The organism is Methylobacterium sp. C25, from assembly GCF_021352225.1.
In the GTDB taxonomy this organism is placed as follows: domain Bacteria; phylum Pseudomonadota; class Alphaproteobacteria; order Rhizobiales; family Beijerinckiaceae; genus Methylobacterium.
The window spans coordinates 1-19508 of sequence record NZ_JAAUVI010000004.1 but is presented as its reverse complement, the minus strand read 5'-3'; the positions used below and the strand labels follow the sequence as shown (position 1 = coordinate 19508).

The window sequence follows — 19508 nt, the reverse complement described above, 5'->3', positions numbered from 1 at the left end:
GCTTTTCGGTCGTCAGAACCAGCGTGCGACACGCTTCTTCAGCCGCGCCAGGAGCCCCGTCGGCTTGACTGGCGCCTTAGGCGCGGTCGGTGTCGTCTCGGGCGGCCCGGCACCGTAGTGGCGCGCCTTGGCTGCGCGGTCCCGCTCTCGCTCCGTAGCGATCTGCTCGTCGCTCCAGGGGCCGGCCTCGATGACCTTGCCCTTGCGGACCACGTAGTGGGAGCGGCAGGGCTGGTGCCAGTTGCCGACCGACGGATGCAGGCTGACCGCGTCGCCGTCGTAGGTCATCGACCAGTCCGTCGGCGTGAGGGGCGTGTAGACGTCCGTCCCGCAGCCGCAGCAGCAGCTGTGCGCAATCGTGCCGTACTCCATCGAGACGTAGAGCACCCCGGGATCCAACCGATCCGGGAGGAGTTCGACGAAGCGGTGCGTGAGGTGCCTGTGCCGGATCACGCCGCCACCTCGTTCAGGAGCAGGTTGCCGTCGGTCGTGTAGGTGCTGTGGAGCTCGCCTTCGAAATCCCGGTAGAACCCCTTCAGCTTCTTCCACTTCAAGACCGCCATGACGGCGTTGAGCGCATTCAGGTCGGCGACCTGGATGTTCGACGCGTAGACGTCGCCGTCCCCGCCGCCGGCGAAGGAGACGTGCTGTCCGATGCGGTTCCGCGCCTCGGGCGTGCTGGCGGTGACCCGGAGAATGCCCCCGAGCGTCTCGTCGACAAGCTCGAGACCCATCCCGCAGTCGATGAACGACGCGCCGATGGACTCCAGCTTGTCCATGATCCGACGCTTGGCGTCGCCCGAGTCGATGCAGATGAAGGCGAAGTCGACTCCGTCGAGCAGGTGGAGGTTGGTCTCGTCGACCGCCACGGAGTGAGCCGTGATCCCGCGGTGCATCCTCGAGTAGATGCCCGCAAAGTGGTCGACCTTCTTCGGGACCTCCCGCAGCTCCTCGATCGAGGGCGCACCGGGGGCCCGGAACGCGTTGTGCTGGAGGAAGTCGTCCGCGTCGAAGAGGCGGATGTCCGAGACCGGCGTCTTGGCCACGAAATCCAGGATGTAGCCGCCCGAGCCGCCGAGGCCGATGATCGCGACGCTTCCGCGGAGCTTCTCCGTCAGCGCGCCGATGCCGGCTCGTCCCGATGCCGTCTCGATGTACTTGAAGACGCCCTCATCTCCCTCGTCCTCGGCCGACCGGTAGATCCGCGGATCCGCCTCTGGATCGATCTGCCTCGCGGGTGCGGAGAGGATGGCGGCGTAGGTCGCCATCTTCTCGAAGTAGTCGGCGTAGCCTCCCTCGGGCTTGCTGGAGAAGGAGTGACGGGAGGAGAGCCCGCATCCCCACTGCTGGTGACAGCTCTGGTGGCGGATCGCGTCGATGGGGCTGCCCGCCGCATCGCACGGATAGTCGCCGTCGAGGTGGACGACGTGGCCGTTCACCTCCGCGTCGGGGCGGCGGGCGACGTCGCCCGCCAGCAGCAGGTTGGAGATGAGAGTGCCTCGCCGGACCTGCCGCTGCGCATCGACGTACGGAACCTCGCGCATGACGAGGTACCCGCCGACGATCTGAACGCAGTAGCCTTCGTCGCGAAGGCGCTTGAGGTCCGGGCTAGCTCTGAACGGTGCGGGTGACATTGAACCGGCTCCCCTTCTTGACGTCCACGGCCCCGCCCGCCGTCAGGCTTCCCGCATGCGGCTCCGACGCCGCGTGCTGGTACGTCATCGTGAAGACGACGTTCGTCCCTCCGGGAGCGCCAGGGAAGGCGAGCTGCACGACCTGCTCGAAGGTCACATGCGCGTTCGGGACCGTGTAGGGCCGGGCATTCACGATGATCTCGATCGGCGTCGGCGGCTTGCGCGCGACGACGAAGCGCTCGACGCCGGGGGCGGAGAGATCGAACGTCTCGTCGAGTTCGATCAGTCGGTCGGTGCCGCCGGGGACGTCCAGGAAGACCGCCTCGTCGGGGCCGGGAGCCGCCAGCGTGTAGAGGTCGGATGCGGCGATCTTGTCCTTGCCCCAGGCGATGCGCGCGTCGCGCACCACGAAGCGGAAGTCGCGGTCGCTGCGGAATGCGATGAGGCGCTCGACGCCTCGGCCGCGCAGATCGAAGGTCTCGTTCGAGCGGACGTCCTCGAAGTCGCCGGTCGGCAGGATGGCGAAGAGGCTGAAGTCGTCGGGAGGATGTAGTCCGGCTTCGCGCAGGATCTGGCTGCCCTCGGGGACGGGGTCCGGGATCTGCAGCGAACGGAACTGCAGGCTCTCGAAGGCAAGCTCAATGCGGAAGGTGTCGTGGCGGTCGTCGTGACCACGGTCGCCGGTGGATGACATGGTGTGATTCCTTCGATGCGGGCCGGACGGCGTCCGGTCTCGAAGGATCAATCGAAGGAGCTGGGCTCGACCGGTAAGCTTGGCCGTAAAAAATCTCGTTCCTTTACGACGAAGGCACGGGGGCCAAGGAGGCTGCGCGCGCCAAGACCGACGACGGCTTCGGCCGCTCGGCTCCTACGCCGCCGATGCGAAGGCGCGGATCATGCCCTTGGGCGCGCGCGCGGTGTCTCTGCGTCGATCACCGCTCCGATTTCGGACGAGCGCCTTCGCGAAAGCTGGGCAGCGCCGGCGAATTCGAGCCAACGCCCGATTGCGTCGTGGTCCGAACTTGCCGCCTGTTCTTCGGAGATTCGCAAAGCCGTCGAAGGCCTTTGGGATTGAAGGAGGCAGCGCTCCGTTCACCAACTCCGCAAAAGTGCGCCCTCCGGAACCGGACCGCAGATGAAGAAGGCAGGACATCGCGGGCACCGGTCGGCTTCGGGATTGGCAGGAAACCCACCGGCACGGATATCGCCCAGGAACTGCTCGAGCGATCTACGTCGATTCCGAAGCATCGTCGGCTTCATGCCGATCGCAACGACCTTGCCATCGGCAAGATGGACGAGTTCCGCGATGGCATCGGGAAACGCCTGCTGAGCGGCGAGGGTCAGCGCGGCCGCGGCGATGCCGGTTCCTTCCTTGGACCGCTTGTGGCCGGTCTTCACACTTCGCAGGCGCCTTCTGCCGTCGGAGTGCATCATGAAATCGTCTGCGCTGACCCGGATCCGGTCATCGCCGATTTCGAGCACCACCTCGGTGATCGCTTCGGGTGAATGGCCGTGCCTGGTCGCGACGAAGAACTCGACCAGTTCGCGTGCGAGGATGCGGTACGCGCGGAAGTCGGGCTCCGGCAGATCGGCCTGATCGAGGGCGGCCGTCATCGCTCCATGAAGGGACGTCGGCGCCAGAGCGACGCTTCCCTTCACAATTCCACGGACGACGGTCCGCACCGCTTCGTGCATTCGCATGAACGGCGACTCGGTCCGACGTCCTCCGACGTCCAACACGTGCGTGTAGAAGAAGCGGCGCGCGCAGCTGTCGTAGAGTCCGATCTGCTCGCCCGTGAAGGTCATCGTCCCGCTCACGCTCAGTTCGATCTTCTCGTCCTCCTCCGGGTCGTACGGTTTGAGGATCGGCTGCACGTGGCTGTCCAGCAGTCCCGATCCGAGCCGCGCGATGAACGGCGAAACGGCGCGCGCGTTACCGTCCGACTTCTCGGTCGCCGCATAGATGAAGAGTCGATCCCGCGCTCTCGAGACCGCGACGTAGAATAGGCACTGCTGCTCTTCGGCATGGCCTGAATGCAGGGTCTCGATGCCGCTCCCCTTCGCCCCCTTGATCATCCCGTCCGGCGGGGGGCACGGCGGCGTCTGCGCAGGACGCGGCAGAGTGTCGGCGTTCATTCCCGGTACGTGCACGACCGGAAACTCGAGACCCTTGGCACCATGGATCGTCATGAGATGGACGGCGTCCATGGTACGCGCGGCTGCCGGGAGCTGCCTCAGATCCCGATCGTCCCGTAGGCGGACCAGACGCTTGATGCGTCCCAGGACACGCGTCACGGGAGCGCCGCGACCAGATGGCTGCACCCTCAGGAAATTCATGAGCTGCCAGACCGCGATGCCGCGCGTACGGCCGGCTACGTCCGCGACCCCCGACATCTCCGCCGCAAGTCTGGAGCGATCCAGCAGAAGGCTCGCGAGAACGGTCCATGGATGCGAGGTCGCATCGAAGCCGGCGCATGCCGCGGCGATCGCCGCGAGTGCTTTCCGGCCGGCCTCCGTCATGCCCGAAAGAGCGGTGTCGACGTCCCAGGCCTCCGGCAGACCGCGAGAGCGGCGCAGATGCGAGAGCGCGGCGTCGACATCGGGCATCGACATGGCGAAGCACGAGATGGAGGCTAGCCTCACGATGCCCATTCCGCGCGGATCGCAAAGGATCGATAGGAAGGACAGCAGCTCCTTTACTTCGGACCGTTCGAAGAGGCTGCCGAGGTAGAGGACCGGGATGCCGTGGGCCTCGAGTTCGCGGGCCAGATCCGAGAGCTTGTCGTTGCCAGTACAGAGCACGGCCTGGTCCCCGTAGGAGTACCCGGCGCACCGCATCTCCTTGATCGCCTCCGCGATCTTCGGCGGCTGGAAGACCTTGCTGTCGACCTTGCGCAGCTCCGGCTCCGATCCGCTCCTACCGCGGCTGGAACTCAAGCCGCCGCCGCCGGTCGGCATGTCCTTGGCGAATGCGGAGAACGCGTCGACGATTTCGCCGGTCGAGCGGTAGTTCGTCTGAAGCCGGCCGCGGCGTCCGCCTTCGAAGTCTTCCTTGCCGAAGCGGGCGGTATTGAACGACGAAGCTCCGCGGAACCGGTAGATCGATTGGCGGGCGTCCCCGACGGCCCACAGGTTCTCGCCCTTGCCGCAGAGCGCCTCCAGCAACCTTACGCTGGCGCGGTTCACATCCTGATATTCGTCGACGAGGACGTGGACGTATTGCTTCCGCAGGGCCTCGCGGACCTGCTCGTTCCTTTCGAGGAGGAGAACCGGCCTCATGACGAGGTCGCCGAAATCCAGGCAGCCGTCGCGAGCCTTCAGACGTTCGTATTCTGCGTAGACCCTGGCAACCTCCCCTGCCCTGGCCGCTCGCTCCTTCGCCTGTGCCGCGGCCTCTCCGTCTTCGACGAGATCGGCAGCCGTTGCCATGGCCTGCGCGAGTTCGGCGTACCGGTGCTCGTCGACGACCTCGTCCTTCGCCCGCGAGATGGCCTTCAGCATCTCCGACACGTTCCGCGTCGGATCGTACAGGTTGCGGTATTCCTTCAGATCGAAGCCGGGGAAGCGTTCCTCGAGCAGTTCGACCGCCTCCGCTCGATCCATCATTCGTCTCGGACGGTCCGTCTGTTCGAAGCGCTTGATCAGGTCGAGGCCGAAGGAATGGAACGTGCCGATCTGCATGGCCGCCGCCGCGCTTCGGTCGACCCGTGCGATCCGCTCGGCCATCTCCCCGGCGGCCTTGTTCGAGAACGTCAGCAGCAGGATCTTGCGTGGATCGACCTCCTGGCGAAGGAGCCACGAGACGCGTCCCGTCAGGGTCTGGGTCTTGCCAGTGCCTGGACCCGCCGCGAGCAGATACGGGCCTGCCTTGCGCCTCGCGGCCACCTGCTGACGCCCATTGAGCGGAGGCGGAGGGGCACTCTCGTCGGCCTGGGCCGGTATGGGGACGATCGGCAGAAGGAGCGCGTCCAGAAGCTGCTGGGCCACGACCTCGAACGGCATCCCGAATTCGGCGGCGATCGCGGAAGCCGTGCGGCCCTCGGCGACATGAAGCCGTCGGACGAGGCTTCGCGGCAGCAGCAGCTCGCGACCGAAGAGATCCATCTGGATCTCGCGGCGCTGCCGTCGATTGTAGCCGATGCGTTCGAACCCTTCGGGCGGAGGTTCTGCCGCACGCGACGGGTCCATGTCGTCCGGACCGACCGAGGTGTCGTCGTCGCCGAGCTCGGCATGCCCGATCTCGTGGGCGACGAGGAAGGCCTGATCGAAGGCCGAGCCGGCGTTTTCGTGGACGATCAGATTGCAGGCCGGCGAATATGTCGCGCGCCCCCGGTCGAGCGTGGCAGCGCCGGGGCGCGCCTTCTCGACGTCGATGTCGCGCAGTTCCGCCGCAGCCACGGCAAAGCCGTAGGTGTTCCTCGGATCGAAACCTGCCGCGACCGTCTCCTCATGAAGGGCGGCCGCGGATTGCCGTGCAATCTCGACCGCATCCATCTCAGTCGCGCTCCGCCATCAGGGCTTGGAGTTCCACGCCCTCGATCTGGGCATCGATCAGGATCTGCTCGAACGTCGCGAGCCCGTCGCTGCCCGGCTGCCCGTCCGACTTGTAGCTCCGCATGCCTGCGGGAGCGGCGCTGCCCAGCAGGCCGCCGACAAGATTGTCGACCGTGACGTTCAATGCCGAGGCCAACCGTCCCAGAAAACGCCGAGGAACCGAGGACAACCTCACCCTCCGCTCCCTGAACGCCGAAACCACCTGCCTAGGAACGTCGAGTTCCCGGGCAATCTCGCGCAGTCGGGACGTGGCGACGCCCGAGAATGGATCTCCAATCCCTCCCAGGGCCGCCAGTCGGTGAGTTTCGAGCGCCCTGCCGATCAGGGCTTCCTCCTCGTCGGTCAACGGTTCATCGTCTTCAACGATGGTCCGCGAAAGTTCGCGAGAGAGATCGACGAGATCGCGCGCGAAGTCGGGATATCGTCTCAAGTAGTCTTCCAGCGTCCGACGGTCGTGCTGGGGCTCGACCGCGAAGGCGTCGAGAACATCGTCCAGAGACGGTTGCGAAGGGCCGGCGCTCATCGATCGTCTCCATCCTTTGTGAAGCGTTCGATGGCGCGGAACGCCAGATTGCGATGGGTCCTTATCGTCTTCTCCGATCGATCGAGGGTTTTCGAGATCGTGACGGCAAAGGTCTCATTCGAGTCGATAGGTATCCCGAGCCTGACCATCTCGACGATCCTGCGTTGTTCCGGTGGTAGAGTGTCTATCGCCGGGTCCAGCCTCAACCGGTAATTCGTCGACGATTTTCTCGCGACGTCGAACGGATCGCATTCTCCTGCGGCCTCCTCGACCTCCTTCGAAAGGTCGCCGGACTCGTCATCGTACGACAGACTGGTCCGCCGGTTATCCTCCCGCCAGACCTTCCTCTCCGCGTCCTTGCGGCTTCCGGCCAGCGCGCTTTCGAAGCGGATCTCATAGAAGTCGAGCTTCTCCGAGTAGACGCGATGGTCCTCTGCCACGAGCGTTACGAAGCGCTCGAACATCTTGTCCCGGATTTCGCCGACGTTGAACGACTCCGCCCTGCCACCGGCGCTCTCCGCTTTCGGGAGGCGCTTGAGGACGCGCTTCATGAGCAGGCCGTACAATCGGTCGAAATAGCTGTCGGAATTGTCGACGCGGGTCCTTCTGACAAAATACAGGAGGCACTCCGTCTCGACGTAGCCGGGATTGCCACGCGGGAGAGCGCAGCGTTCGACCAAGTCGTTCCGGGAGAGGACCGAAAGCTCCTCTAGCTGCGCTGTCGTCTCGAGACGACGCTCGTAAGGCTTGCCCGGGCCGTCGTCCTGCAGCCTGCGCTTCCGCAGCGATGTGATCAAAACGATGTCCTCTGCGCCAGCGGCCAATGTGCGATCGAAGCCCTGCTCCCCGGCGACGTACCGCCAAGCTATCTAACGCCTCTGGTTGCATGTTTGAACCGGGCACCACCGACTTTGCCCTTGCTTTGACTTGCTGACGACCTGTTTCACGGGGACGTTTCGGGCGCCCGCAGCTTCTCGCAGACCAATCGTGAGATTGCGTGCATCAAGCTATGCGGCAGACGGTATGATGTTTGGATCGCATGCGGGTTCAACTTCGGTTTCAACGACCCCGACCACGACTGACCTCGACGAACGGCACATACATTCGGCACCGACCCGATGCGTCGTACACGTCCACGGACCAATCCGACCAATCGACATCCGCCGAGCATCCCGCCATCAGGATCCGCGCAACCGTGAAGGCGCATGACCTGAGTTCGCGCTGGCGTTCGACCAGCCGCCCCTTCCGATCGAACACGGCGTCCCATCCGTCGGTGGAATGGAACCGGTAACGCTTTGCCGGCACGTCGCTTTTCCGAAGTTTCCCACTAGGGCGCACAGCTGACTTCCAACCTGTGGCCGGAATCGTTTGACCGAACCGACATCGAGCTGCTTTGTTCGCTTTATGTTCTTGTATGGGTGCGCTGATGCAAGTGTTCGTTCGGCGCGCCCGGTGCGCGTTGTCGAAGCTTGGTCGCCCGCGCGGTTCGGAGCGGATGCGCCGTGAATGTCGGAACGCGAAGAGGACGGTCTGGCCGGACTTCGGGCCCGCATTTCTCATCTCGAACGCTCGATTTCCCGCCCAGGATCGACGAGCGATGCGCTTCCCTTCGGCGTCGATCCGATCGACCAGGCGCTACCCGGCGGCGGCCTGAAGCGCGCGGCGTTGCACGAGTTCGTGCCGGGAGGGTCGGAACTACCTCATGCGGCGGCTTGCACGCTGTTCGTGGCGGGCATCCTGGCGCGGTTGGACGGACCCGTTCTCTGGTGCATGCCCTCGCGAGCACCCTTCCCTCCTGCCCTCGCCCGGGTTGGGCTTCGGCCGGATCGAGTGGTCTATGCGGAACCGTTTCGGGAGGCGGCGCTCCTGCCGATCATCGAGGAAGGAGCCCACTTCTCCGGTTTGGCCGGTGTCGTCGGCGACGTCGGCAGGATCGGGCTAACCGAAAGTCGTCGGCTGCAGCTGGCTTCGGAGGCATCGGGCGTCACCGTGCTTCTGCTCCGCCGGATCGGGCGCAAGCAGGCAGAGTCGGTCTTGCCCAACGCTGCCGCGACACGCTGGAGGGTATCGGCTCATCCGTCGACATCATTGTCGTCGATCGGATTCGGCCGCCCGCTTTGGCGCGTCGAGCTGGAACGCTGCCGCGGTGCTCAGGCGGGAACGCCGGCGTGCTCGTGGTTGGTGCAAGGATGCGATGAGGCGGGTCGTCTCGCTCTTCCTGCCGACCTGGCCGACCGACCGCATCCGCAAGCACGACCGCACCGCGCCGCCGCGGGATAGGCCTCTGGTCACTGCCACCCGGGAGGGCGCGTCCCGCATGGTGGCGGCCGTGTGCCGGGCCGCTGGTGTCGCCGGCCTGAGGCGCGGCATGACCGTCACCCATGCCCAGGCGCTTGTCCCGGATCTCGTGGTCGTAGAGGCACGGACCGAGGAAGACGAGATCGCTCTCGCGCGGCTCGCTTTGTGGTGCCTCTGGTGCGGACCGCTGGTCGCCTCCGATCCGCCGAACGGCATCTGGATCGACATCGCCGGGGCCTCCCATCTGTTCGGAGGCGAGGCGGCGCTCCTGAAGCGGCTCGCTGCCCGCCTACGCGGCGGCGGCTGCGCCGTTCGGCTCGCGGTTGCCGACACGCCTGGGGCGGCATGGGCCGTGGCCCGGTTCGCCCCTCGGGGCTCTGTGCCGATCGTACCACCGGGCGGCATGACGACGGTGCTGGCCGGCCTTCCGGTCGAGGCTTTGCGATTGGCTCCCGATGCAGCCGCGGGCCTTCGCGAACTCGGTCTCGAGCGGGTCGCGCAGATAGCGGCCGTGCCCCGCGGGCCGCTGGCGGCGCGCATGGGCCACGACGTCCTGCGCCGTCTGGACGAGGCTCTCGGGCACCTGCACGAGCCGATCGCCTGGATGGCGCATCCCGATGCCGTCGTCGTCCGCCGTGCCTTCGTCGAACCGATCTCGGCTACCGCGACGCTGGAGCGCGTGACGGACGATCTAGTCGAGGCGCTGATCCCGGAGCTGGTCCGGCGCGGCCTCGGCGTTCGTCGGCTCGACCTCGCTTTCTCGCGCATTGACGGCGGCGTCCGTGCGGTCTGCATAGGGACGGCCGCTGCCACGCGCGAGCCGCGGCATCTGTCGCGGCTTCTCAAGGCGCGGCTTACCGCGATCGATCCGGGCTACGGCATAGAGGTGGCGATGCTGACGGCCGCCGAGGTCGAGCCGCTTGCCGCGGTACAGGCGGAGGGCCTCCCTGGCAGCGGTGGTCCCGGCGCGGAGCCCGATCTGTCCGTTCTCGTCGATCGTCTCGAATCCCAGATGGGTTCGGGCCGACTCTATCGTGCGATGCCGGTCCAGAGCCGCATGCCCGAACGCTCGATCCGACGCGTCGCTGCGCTCGCCTCGATTGACGCCCCTTCATGGCCTGTGGGGCTCGACCGTCCAGCGCTTCTGATCGATCCGCCGGAACCGATTGCCGCAATCGCGATGATGCCGGATGCGCCGCCAGCCGCCTTCACCTGGCGTGGTCGACGCTACCGCGTGACCCGCGCAGACGGGCCCGAACGTATCCGCGGCGAGTGGTGGCGATCGGACTGCGAGACGGCATCGCTGCGCGACTACTACCGCGTCGAGGTCGAGGATGGCGGCCGCTACTGGCTGTTCCGCGATGCCCCGATGGAGGCCGCCCCGCATTGGTGGCTTCACGGGGTGTTCGGGTGAGATACGCCGAACTCCAGGTCACGACACACTTCTCGTTCCTGCGCGGCGCATCTTCCCCGGAAGAGCTGTTCGCTGCCGCGGCGCTGCTTGGTGTCGAAGCCGTCGGCGTGACGGATCATGGTTCGCTGGCAGGTGTCGTTCGCGCTTACGAAGCCGCGAAGGCCACCGGCACGCGCATGGTCGTGGGCTGCCGCCTCGAGCCCGAGGACGGCCTGCCGCTGCTCGTCTATCCGACCGACCGGGCGGCCTACGGACGTCTCTGCCGGCTTTTGACCATCGGCAAGCGTGCGGGCGGCAAGGGGGGCTGCCGGGTCGCGTGCGAGGACATCTTCGCCTGGAGCGGTGGTCTCATCGCGATCGCCCTCACCGAAGACCCAGCCTCCCCTCGCCTTTTGCCGGATCTGGGACGGTTGCGGTCGGTGTTCGGCGACCGGCTGTACTGCGCCCTCACCCGACGCTTCGCCCAGGATGACCATGGACGATTGGCCCGCATCGCCGAGCTCGCCAGGATGGCCGGCGTCGCCTGCGTCGCCACCGGCGACGTTCTCTACCATGCCGAGGAGCGACGCCTGCTCCAGGACGTCGTCACCTGCATTCGGGAAGGCTGCACCATCGATGCGGCCGGATTCCGGCTCGACGCCCATGCCGACCGGCATCTCAAGCCGCCGGCGGAGGTGCATCGCCTCATGGCCGCTCATCCGGACGCGCTCGGCCGGACACTCGAGATCGTCGAACGCTGCCCCTTCGGACTCGACGAGCTGACCTACCAGTATCCGGAAGAGCGCGAGGACCCGTCGAAGAGCCCGCAGGAGACCCTCGAGGAACTCGTCTGGGCCGGTGCAGGTCGCCGCTATCCGTCCGGCCTGCCGGACACGGTCGCGATGCAGCTCCGGCACGAGCTGACCCTCATCGAACGCTTCGCCTACGCGCCGTACTTCCTGACGGTCAACTCGATCGTCCGCTTCGCCCGCAGCCGCGAGATCCTCTGTCAGGGTCGCGGATCGGCCGCGAACTCGGCCGTCTGCTACGTCCTCGGGATCACCTCGATCGATCCTGTCCGCCAAGGTCTGCTGTTCGAGCGCTTCATATCGGAGGAGCGGCGCGAACCACCCGACATCGACGTCGACTTCGAGCATGAGCGCCGCGAGGAGGTGATCCAATGGGTCTACGAGACCTACGGGCGCGACCGCGCCGCCCTCTGCGCGACTGTGATCCGCTACCGGTCGCGCGGAGCCGTACGCGAGGTCGGGAAGGCGCTCGGCGTGCCCGAGGACGTGACGGGCGCCCTCGCCTCCCTGGTCTGGGGCTGGTCGGCCGACGGCGTCGAGGAGAAGCATGCCAGGGAGCTCAACCTCAACCTTGGCGACCGCCGCCTGAAACTGACGCTCGATCTCGCACGACAGCTCATCGGCACGCCCCGGCACCTGTCCCAGCACCCGGGCGGCTTCGTCCTGACCAACGACCGCCTCGACGAACTCGTGCCGGTCGAGCCGGCGAGCATGGTCGATCGTCAGGTGATCGAATGGGACAAGGACGACGTCGAGGCCCTGAAGTTCATGAAGGTCGATGTCCTCGGCCTCGGCATGCTGAGTTGCATGCGTCGAGCCTTCGACCTGCTCCACGCCCACAAGGACCGCTACGACCTCGCCTCGATCCCGGCCGAGGACCCGGCGACCTACGCGATGATCCGGCGCGCAGACACCGTGGGCGTCTTCCAGATCGAGAGCCGCGCGCAGATGGCGATGCTGCCGCGCATGAAGCCGAGGACGTTCTACGATCTGGTCATCGAGGTGGCCGTCGTCCGCCCGGGCCCGATCCAGGGCGACATGGTACATCCGTACCTGCGCCGCCGCGAAGGCATCGAGCCCGTCACCTACCCGACACCGGAGCTCGAGCGGGTGCTCGGCAAGACGCTCGGCGTTCCGCTCTTCCAGGAGCAGGCGATGCAGGTCGCCATCGTCGCCGCGGGGTTCACTCCGTCGGAAGCCGACAAGCTGCGGCGCGCGATGGGAACGTTCAAGTTCACTGCCGGCGTGACGAAGTTCCGCGACAAGCTGATCGCCGGGATGATCGACAACGGCTACGCACCGGAGTTCGCCGAGCGCACCTTCAAGCAGCTCGAGGGTTTCGGCTCATACGGCTTCCCGGAGAGCCACGCGGCCTCGTTCGCCCTGATCGCGTATGCGTCCTCCTGGATGAAGTGCCATCATCCTGATGTCTTCTGCTGCGCGATCCTCAACGCGCAGCCCATGGGCTTCTACGCGGCCGCCCAGCTCGTCCGGGATGCGCGCGAGCATGCGGTGGCGGTGCGCCCGATCTGCGTGAACCGATCGGACTGGGACTGTACGCTCGAACGGAATGAGGACGGCCGATACCACGCGGTCCGGCTCGGTCTGCGCATGGCACGAGGCCTGGCCAATCTGCACGGCGCCCGCATCGTGCTCGTCCGCGGCGGCGATCCCTACGCGTCCATCCACGATCTTTGGTTGCGCGCAGGCGTTCCAGCGAGCGCCCTGCGCCGGCTCGCCGCCGCAGATGCGTTCCGCTCTGCGTTCGAATTGCCCCGACGCGACTCGCTCTGGGCGATCCGCGGGCTGCGCGACGAGCCGCTGCCCCTGTTCGCAGCCGCAGACGAGCGAGACGGAAAGCTGCGCCCGGAGCTCGACGAGCCCGATGCCGCCCTCGTCCCCATGACCGCCGGTCGGGAGGTGATGGAGGACTACCGCGCCAGCGCCCTGTCGCTTCGGGCCCATCCGATGAGCTTCCTGCGCGAGGAATTGGCCAGGACCGGTCGCAGGCCCTGCAGCGACCTCGGCCACTGGTGGAACGGGTCTCGGATCGAGGTCGCTGGGATCGTCCTCATCCGCCAGAAGCCGGGCTCCGCCAAGGGCGTCATGTTCATCACTCTCGAGGGCGAGACGGGCATCGCCAACCTGATCGTCTGGCCCAGTCTTTTCGAGCGGCAGCGTTCGCTCGTCCTGACGGCGGGTCTCATGGGCTGCCGGGGGCGCGTTCAACGTCAGGGACAGGTCGTTCATCTGATCGCGGAAGAGCTCACCGACCTCTCGCCGATGCTGCGGCGGATCGGCGACCTCGATCTCGCCCGGCTGCCGACCGGACGGGGCGACGAGGCGCGCCACGGGGGATCGCCCGACATGCGCGACCGTCCGCCAAGATCGACGCCGCCCGGGAACATATCGGACGACCTCGGCGGGAGGCCTCGCGACATCTTCGTCCCGGATCTCACCGTGGAGGCTGCGCTCGACCGCAATGAGGAGCGGCCTTCCATCCGTGTCCGGTCGCGAAACTTTCGATGACCGGCTTCATTACGAGATGCGTCCAATGATGAGAACGATCCCGAGGGTGCGGACGATCGCTCGGCCGGTCTCGGTGCTCGTCGTCATCGCCTGGGCTGGAACCGTTGGCGGATCGGCAGGTTGGCGTTCGATCGTGGTAGGCAAAACGGTGCTGTCTTTGCCCTCGGACTCCCACGAGCCTCAGCGGGCGTTCGTGGGCGTACGGAACCGTGGGCCCGATCGGGTGGCGGACGTGGTCGTCTCCTGCCGCTTTACCGAACATAACGGGTCCGACCTCGAGACCGTTACCTTGCGTGTTCGCGATATAGGGGGTGAGGCCGAAGCCCAGGCCACGGCGATCTACTCCGGGTGGCCCAGGGCTACCCGCGCGACGTGCGCGGTGCCCTGATGGTCAAACCCGACGGTTTGTATCGTCGGCATCCGGCCAGATCTCGCCGGCTGCTTCGCGCCCATGCCGGTCGTTCGTGCCAGCTGAAATCGCCGCTTAAAGCGGACCTCCAATCGCTTGGCCGAGAGCAGGGATCAGCTCGAATATTGAACTGATCCCTGTTGTCGTTCAGCCTTTTGGGATCCCGATCGCGGTGATCCATCGGCTCGCTATCACTCGCTCTGCCGCTGCACCGGCTGCCCCAGCTCGCCCGGCTTGCCTTCGACGATAACGAGGTAGCGGCGACCATCCTCAGAAGGACCCTGCGTGACCTGTCGGATCGGGCCGACGGCGTTCACGATGGCGGCACCGGCCGGGTTGGTCATGAAGCCAGCCAGGGGCTCGACGGTGCCGGCTCCGGTCTTGTCCTTCGACAGGGCGAGCACGAAGGGTTTCTTCGGCGTGAGCCCGGTCACGGCGGCCTGCAGCGTCTGCAGCACGCCCTGGTCGAACAGCGTCACCTGCGTGGCCGCCTTGCCGTCCTTGCCGGACAGCGTGAGCATGCTTGTCTTGCCGGCTGGGCCGAGTGGCCGGAGGTTCGCCGTACCGGCCCCTTCCGGCACTGCCTCGGGTACATAGGCGACTCCCTGCGGCCCCTGGCCGATCGGGATCTCGGCGATGAGCTTGTTGCTGGTGGTATCGATCACCGCGGCCTTGTCGGCGTTCTCCAGGCCGACATAGACGCGGCTTCCGTCGCCCGAAGGCCATAGACCGTGCGGTAGGGCGCCGGTCGGGATCGCCGCGACCTGGGAATAGTCGTCGGTCCGGAACACCTTCACCGTGTTCTCGCCGCCGATGGTGACATAGGCGAACTGCCCGGCCTTGTTCCGCACGATGTTGACGTGGTTAGTGATCGGCCCGGTATCGAGCGTCTTGAGCGGCTTGAACGGGGGCTTGGCCTCGAAGACCTGGACCTTGCCGACATCCTTCAGGGTGAACCAGACCTGCGCGCCGTCGGGCGTCGCGGCGATGTCGGGGCAGAACGGGCTCTCCTGCTTCACCCGGCCCGCGATCTCGTGGGTTTTCACGTCGATCACGACCGTCTCGGGCGAGAAGCTGGAGCAGACGTAGCCGTAGCGGCCGTCCGGTGAGAAGATCGTCATGCCCGGCCCGTTCGGCACCGTGATCCGGCCGGTCTCCTTGCCGCTCTCGGCGTCGAGCACGGCGATGTAGTCCTCGCCGCGCACGCTGACCCAGACCGCCTTGCCATCAGGCGTGAAGAAGGCCTCGTGTGGTGAGCGTCCAACATAGGCGGTCTTGCGCACGGCGTTGGTCGTCGTGTCGATGAAGGTGACGGAGTTCGAGCCGATCGAGACGGCGAGCAGCGTCTTGTGGTCGGGCGAGAAGCCCATGCCGTGCACGAGCAACTGGCCCTTGTAGAGTGGGCTCAGGTTCATCGGCGTCGTGTCACCGAGCTTGATCACGCCGAGGAGCTTGTTGTCGGCTGGATCGATCACCGAGACCGTGTTGGAGAACTGGTCGGAGGTATAGAAGCGGTCGCGGTGGCTCACCGGAACATCCGGAGCCGAGGCCGGACCGGGCGCTTGGCCGGCGAGTGCCGTGCCGCCGATCAGGACACCGAGCGTTGCCGATAGCAGGATGCGCGTGCTCATGCGGGTCATCGTTGGATCCTCTTCAGCTCTGTTTCAGTGATGGTGGGCGTGCGGGGCGGAGGCACCCTGCGTCGGCGGCGCAGGAGGGCGCTCGGCGAGCGCGCGGCGCATGACATCGATCTCTTGCTGCTGCTCGACGATGATGCCTTCTGCTAGCCGCCGCAGGACGGGATCGCGACCGTGGGCGAGCTCGGCCTTGGCCATGTCGACCGCACCCTGATGGTGCGGGATCATCATCGCCGCGAAGTCGCGGTCGGGATCGCCCGACGGGGCAACCGCCATGTCGGCATGCATGCGCGCCATCGACGTGGCCATCATGGCATCGAAACTCGACGGATCGGCCTGGGCCGTCGTCTCGGCCTGGCCGGTACCGATTATCAAACGGCCGCCAACGGCACCCGTAGCGATGAGGGCCGCGACCGCCAGCGACATCACTGCTCCACGCATGGTCTCTCCTCCTGGTGTCTGACAGAAGAGATGCTGGCGAAGGCCGATCATTCCGCACCTCTCGAAAAAAAGTGCGAGCCAGGGTGATCGACAGACCTTCGTGGTCCGGATGGAATAGAAGCGCCGTTCAGGCATCTCCTTTGTCAGAGGGTTCAAAAGGGGAGTGTTCGTGGACGAGATCGCCACGTTGATCGAGCCGCAGATCCCGGGCCTGCGTCGCTACGCCGTCGCTTTGCTGCGTGACCGGGAGGCCGCCGACGATCTCGTCCAGGATACGCTGGAGCGGGCGCTCGCGGTGTGGCCCCAGCGACGTCGCGATGGCGATCTGCGTGCGTGGCTGTTCACGATCCAGCGCAATCTGTTTCTGGCCGGACTGCGCCGCCGGGGTCGCGCAGCGCCGCATGCGGGTCCAGACGCCCTCGACATCGTGCCGGATCGTTCGACCGATCCCGCGGCCGGCCTCGGACTGCGCGACCTCTTTGCCGGCCTCGATGCGCTGCCGGAGGACCAGCGCTCGGTCCTACTGCTCGTCGCTGTCGAGGACATGTCCTACGCTGACGCCGCCGCCGTTCTCGACGTGCCGCTCGGGACGGTGATGTCGCGGCTCAGCCGGGCGCGCGAGCGCATGCGCAACTTCGTCGAAAGCGGGCGGATCGGTCTACTCAGGAGGGTCAAATGAGTGGGCTGGACCTGCGACCGGTCGGCGAGGACGACCTGCACGCGCTCATCGACGAGCGCCTCGATCCGCAGCGGCGCAGACTCGTCGAGGCTTGGCTCGCCGAGAGGCCCGAGCAGGCGGCCCGCGTCTCCGCGGATCGCGAGACGCGCCTCCGTCTACGTGCCGGCCTCGATCCGATCGCACACGAGCCGATCCCGGCGAGGCTGCGCATCGCCAACCTCCAGCGTCGGCGCCAGAAGAGTGTCTGGAGGCCGGTTGCGGCCGCGGCCGTAGTTTGCCTCGTCCTCGGGGGGATTGGCGGGTGGGTCACCGCGCGTGGGTTCGGTCCGGCGCCGGTTGCATCGACGCTCCTCTCTGAACCGGCGACGCAGGATGCGGTGGCAGCCTTCCGGACATTCGTGGTCGAGGCCGCCCATCCCGTCGAGGTACGCGCCAACGAGATGCCACATCTGGTCTCCTGGCTGTCGCAGAGGCTCGGACGACAACTCGTTGCACCCGATCTGCGGGGATTGGGCTTGCGCCTGATGGGCGGCCGGTTGCTCCCGGCCGGTTCCGAACAGGCCGCACTCCTGATGTACGACGACGACCGGGGCACGAGGCTGACGCTCTACAGCCGCGTCGGCACGGCGGAGGGGCGCACGGTGTTCCGCTTCGCACGCGAAGGCGATGTTGCCGCGTTCTCCTGGGTCGATGGCGGCATGGCCTATGTTGTCACCGCCCGAACCGCCGAGACGCGGCTGCTCGCGGTCGCCGAGTCGGTCGACGCTCAGGTGCGCGGTCTGCCGGCCCCGAAGGGCACGACGCAGGAGCGCCCGTGACCCTCGACCAGCTCCGCGTCTTCGTCGCCGTCGCCGAACGGCAGCACGTGACCCGTGCCGCCGAGGCGCTCAATCTGGCGCAATCCGCCGTCAGCACCGCCATCGCCAATATCGAGGGGCGACATGCGACCAAACTCTTCGATCGCGTAGGCCGCGGCATCGAGTTGACCCAGGCGGGCCGCGCATTCCTGATCGAGGCCCGTGCTGTTCTTGCTCGCGCCGAGATGGCTGAACTCGTTCTTGCCGATCTGAGCGGCCTTCGTCGCGGCACTCTTATCATTCAGGCAAGCCAGACCATCGCAAACCATTGGCTGCCGTCCCACCTCGTCGCATTCCGCAAGACCTATCCCGAGGTCGGGATTTCTTTGACCGTCGGAAACACCGAGCAAGCGGCTGCCGCCGTCCACGAAGGAACCGCCGAGCTCGGCTTCGTCGAGGGTCCGCTCGACGATCCGGCACTGGCCAGCACGACGATCGCGCGAGACCGGCTCCTGATCGTCGTCGCGCCGGGCCACGCGCTCGCCGAGGCGAGGAAGGTCACGCCCGATGATCTCCGAGCATCCGATTGGGTGCTGCGGGAAGCTGGGTCGGGTACGCGGTCGGAATTCGAGGAAGCCCTGGAGGGACGTGGCATCGCCCCGTCGGAACTGCTGGCCATGCTCGAACTTCCTTCGAACGAAGCCGTGCTCGCGGCTGTTGCGGCCGGCGGTGGCGCGAGTGCCCTGTCCGAGAGTGTCGTGGCTGCAGGCTTGAGAAGTGGCGATCTGGTGCATGTGCGGTTCGATCTTCCGGACCGCCCGTTCCGCGTCCTGCGCCACAAGGAGCGCTATCAAAGCCGAGCGGCCGACGCTCTGCTCGATCTGATCCGAGACGCGAAGCCGTGAGCGACATCGCGCCCGACGACCCCCGTGTGAAGCTCGCCGAGGATCGCACGGTGCTAGCCGCCGAGCGAACCTATGCGTCGTGGCTGCGTACCGGTCTCGCCTTCCTCGGCGTCGGGCTCGCCGCGCAGCGTTTCCTGCGCGAGGTGCTGCCCGCTTGGCCCTTGCGCGTGCTGGCGCTGGCGTTGATTGCCTGCGCGCTGGCCTGCTTCGTTGCCGCCGCGTGGCGCGACGGCGCAATCCGTGCGCGCCTCAAACAAGCACAAATCCACCTGATGCCGCGCGCTCTCACGCTCGGCGTGGCCATTCTCCTGATCGCGATCTCGGGCCTCGCGGCGATCGTGCTGTGGTGGCCCTGAGCACCCTCAATCGGCGGTGACCCTTACCCTGTGCCACGAGGCCATCAGATAGCCCTTGTAGTTCCAGGTGTCGTCGGGCTGCGAGGGCTGCGTCTGACCGGCCTCGTCCCAGGCGCGGGCGACGAGTTCGTGCTCGCCCGGGTTCAGATCGAGTTCGATCGACCAGAAGGTCCAGGCAAAGGGGGATTTCGCTTCGGCCTCCAGCTGCGCTTGTGACCAACTGCGACCGCCGTCGCAGGAGACATCGACGCGTACGACATTGCGATCGCCTGCGACCGCATATCCTCGCACCGTGTTGTGACCGACCTTCAGCTTCGCTCCAGGAGAGGGCTCGCAGATCGCAGCATTGAGCGGCATCGTCTCGATCGTGTGGCCCTTGGCCGGATCGGCGGTTTCCTCGGTGACGTCGGGCGGAAACAGTTTGTAGTCGTCCGCCTGCATCGGATTGGCCGAGGGCTGATCCTGGACGGTGATCGAGGCGAGCCATTTCGGGCTGCGCACCCCAGCAAACCCGGGCACCACGGCGCGAAGGGGAAAGCCGTGC

The 19508-nt window shown here is 66.5% G+C and carries 17 protein-coding genes; 7 read left to right on the top strand and 10 right to left on the bottom strand.

What is annotated here, in order from left to right; genetic code table 11:
- Positions 1-12: 12 nt before the first annotated feature.
- The 7 genes from HCU64_RS12665 to HCU64_RS25615 form a co-directional block, all read right to left on the bottom strand.
- Positions 13-453 carry a DUF6527 family protein gene (locus HCU64_RS12665; protein WP_233384321.1) on the bottom strand — a complete coding sequence of 147 codons (441 nt, stop codon included), beginning with the start codon at positions 451-453 and terminating at the stop codon, positions 13-15.
- Complete coding sequence (locus HCU64_RS12660) at positions 450-1634, bottom strand: ThiF family adenylyltransferase (RefSeq protein ID WP_233384320.1); 1185 nt, start codon at positions 1632-1634, stop codon at positions 450-452. Before HCU64_RS12660 ends, HCU64_RS12665 begins: the two co-directional genes overlap by 4 nt.
- The gene (locus tag HCU64_RS12655) at positions 1609-2328 is read right to left on the bottom strand and encodes a multiubiquitin domain-containing protein (RefSeq protein ID WP_233384319.1); all 720 of its coding nucleotides are present in this window, start codon (positions 2326-2328) and stop codon (positions 1609-1611) included. The genes HCU64_RS12660 and HCU64_RS12655 overlap by 26 nt, the downstream gene beginning before the upstream one ends.
- Before the next feature lie 398 nt (positions 2329-2726).
- Positions 2727-6128, bottom strand: coding sequence for a UvrD-helicase domain-containing protein (locus tag HCU64_RS12650; RefSeq protein WP_233384318.1), 3402 nt, complete (start codon positions 6126-6128; stop codon positions 2727-2729).
- A gap of 1 nt (position 6129) precedes the next feature.
- Positions 6130-6534 (bottom strand): hypothetical protein, encoded by a 405-nt coding sequence (locus HCU64_RS12645; protein WP_233384317.1) that lies wholly within the window; start codon positions 6532-6534, stop codon positions 6130-6132.
- Between the two features lie 173 nt (positions 6535-6707).
- Positions 6708-7508: a DNA-binding response regulator gene (locus tag HCU64_RS12640; RefSeq protein ID WP_233384316.1), complete on the bottom strand. Its 801-nt coding sequence runs from the start codon at positions 7506-7508 to the stop codon at positions 6708-6710.
- Between the two features lie 262 nt (positions 7509-7770).
- On the bottom strand, positions 7771-8271 hold the full coding sequence (locus HCU64_RS25615; protein ID WP_442785953.1) for a DUF6894 family protein: 501 nt from the start codon (positions 8269-8271) through the stop codon (positions 7771-7773).
- Between HCU64_RS25615 and HCU64_RS12635 the strand changes: the two genes are divergently transcribed.
- From HCU64_RS12635 to HCU64_RS12625, 3 genes are read left to right on the top strand one after another with little or no spacing between them, the layout of a single operon-like run.
- Complete coding sequence (locus tag HCU64_RS12635) at positions 8218-8991, top strand: ImuA family protein (RefSeq protein WP_233384315.1); 774 nt, start codon at positions 8218-8220, stop codon at positions 8989-8991. The genes HCU64_RS25615 and HCU64_RS12635 overlap by 54 nt on opposite strands.
- Positions 8906-10423: a DUF6504 family protein gene (locus tag HCU64_RS12630; RefSeq protein WP_233384313.1), complete on the top strand. Its 1518-nt coding sequence runs from the start codon at positions 8906-8908 to the stop codon at positions 10421-10423. Before HCU64_RS12635 ends, HCU64_RS12630 begins: the two co-directional genes overlap by 86 nt.
- Complete coding sequence (locus tag HCU64_RS12625; protein WP_325169971.1) at positions 10420-13740, top strand: error-prone DNA polymerase; 3321 nt, start codon at positions 10420-10422, stop codon at positions 13738-13740. Before HCU64_RS12630 ends, HCU64_RS12625 begins: the two co-directional genes overlap by 4 nt.
- A gap of 600 nt (positions 13741-14340) precedes the next feature.
- Here HCU64_RS12625 and HCU64_RS12620 read toward each other — a convergent pair.
- Together HCU64_RS12620 and copM are read right to left on the bottom strand one after the other, a co-directional pair.
- Positions 14341-15780 (bottom strand): YncE family protein, encoded by a 1440-nt coding sequence (locus HCU64_RS12620; RefSeq protein ID WP_442785964.1) that lies wholly within the window; start codon positions 15778-15780, stop codon positions 14341-14343.
- A gap of 33 nt (positions 15781-15813) precedes the next feature.
- On the bottom strand, positions 15814-16227 hold the full coding sequence (gene copM / locus HCU64_RS12615; RefSeq protein WP_233384309.1) for a CopM family metallochaperone: 414 nt from the start codon (positions 16225-16227) through the stop codon (positions 15814-15816).
- Positions 16228-16396: 169 nt separating this feature from the next.
- On the opposite strand from copM, the gene HCU64_RS12610 reads away from it, so the two are divergent.
- Genes HCU64_RS12610 through HCU64_RS12595 form a run of 4 tightly spaced genes read left to right on the top strand, consistent with a single transcriptional unit; the run spans position 16397 to position 18964 of the window.
- Positions 16397-16906, top strand: a complete 510-nt coding sequence (locus HCU64_RS12610; RefSeq protein WP_183502051.1) for an RNA polymerase sigma factor — start codon at positions 16397-16399, stop codon at positions 16904-16906.
- Positions 16903-17724, top strand: a complete 822-nt coding sequence (locus HCU64_RS12605; RefSeq protein WP_233384307.1) for an anti-sigma factor family protein — start codon at positions 16903-16905, stop codon at positions 17722-17724. Before HCU64_RS12610 ends, HCU64_RS12605 begins: the two co-directional genes overlap by 4 nt.
- Positions 17721-18608 (top strand): LysR family transcriptional regulator, encoded by an 888-nt coding sequence (locus HCU64_RS12600; protein ID WP_233384306.1) that lies wholly within the window; start codon positions 17721-17723, stop codon positions 18606-18608. Before HCU64_RS12605 ends, HCU64_RS12600 begins: the two co-directional genes overlap by 4 nt.
- The gene (locus tag HCU64_RS12595) at positions 18605-18964 is read left to right on the top strand and encodes a DUF202 domain-containing protein (protein WP_233384305.1); all 360 of its coding nucleotides are present in this window, start codon (positions 18605-18607) and stop codon (positions 18962-18964) included. The genes HCU64_RS12600 and HCU64_RS12595 overlap by 4 nt, the downstream gene beginning before the upstream one ends.
- Positions 18965-18970: 6 nt before the next feature.
- Here HCU64_RS12595 and HCU64_RS12590 read toward each other — a convergent pair.
- A partial coding sequence (locus HCU64_RS12590; protein WP_233384304.1) for a molybdopterin-dependent oxidoreductase occupies positions 18971-19508 on the bottom strand: 538 nt, incomplete at its 5' end.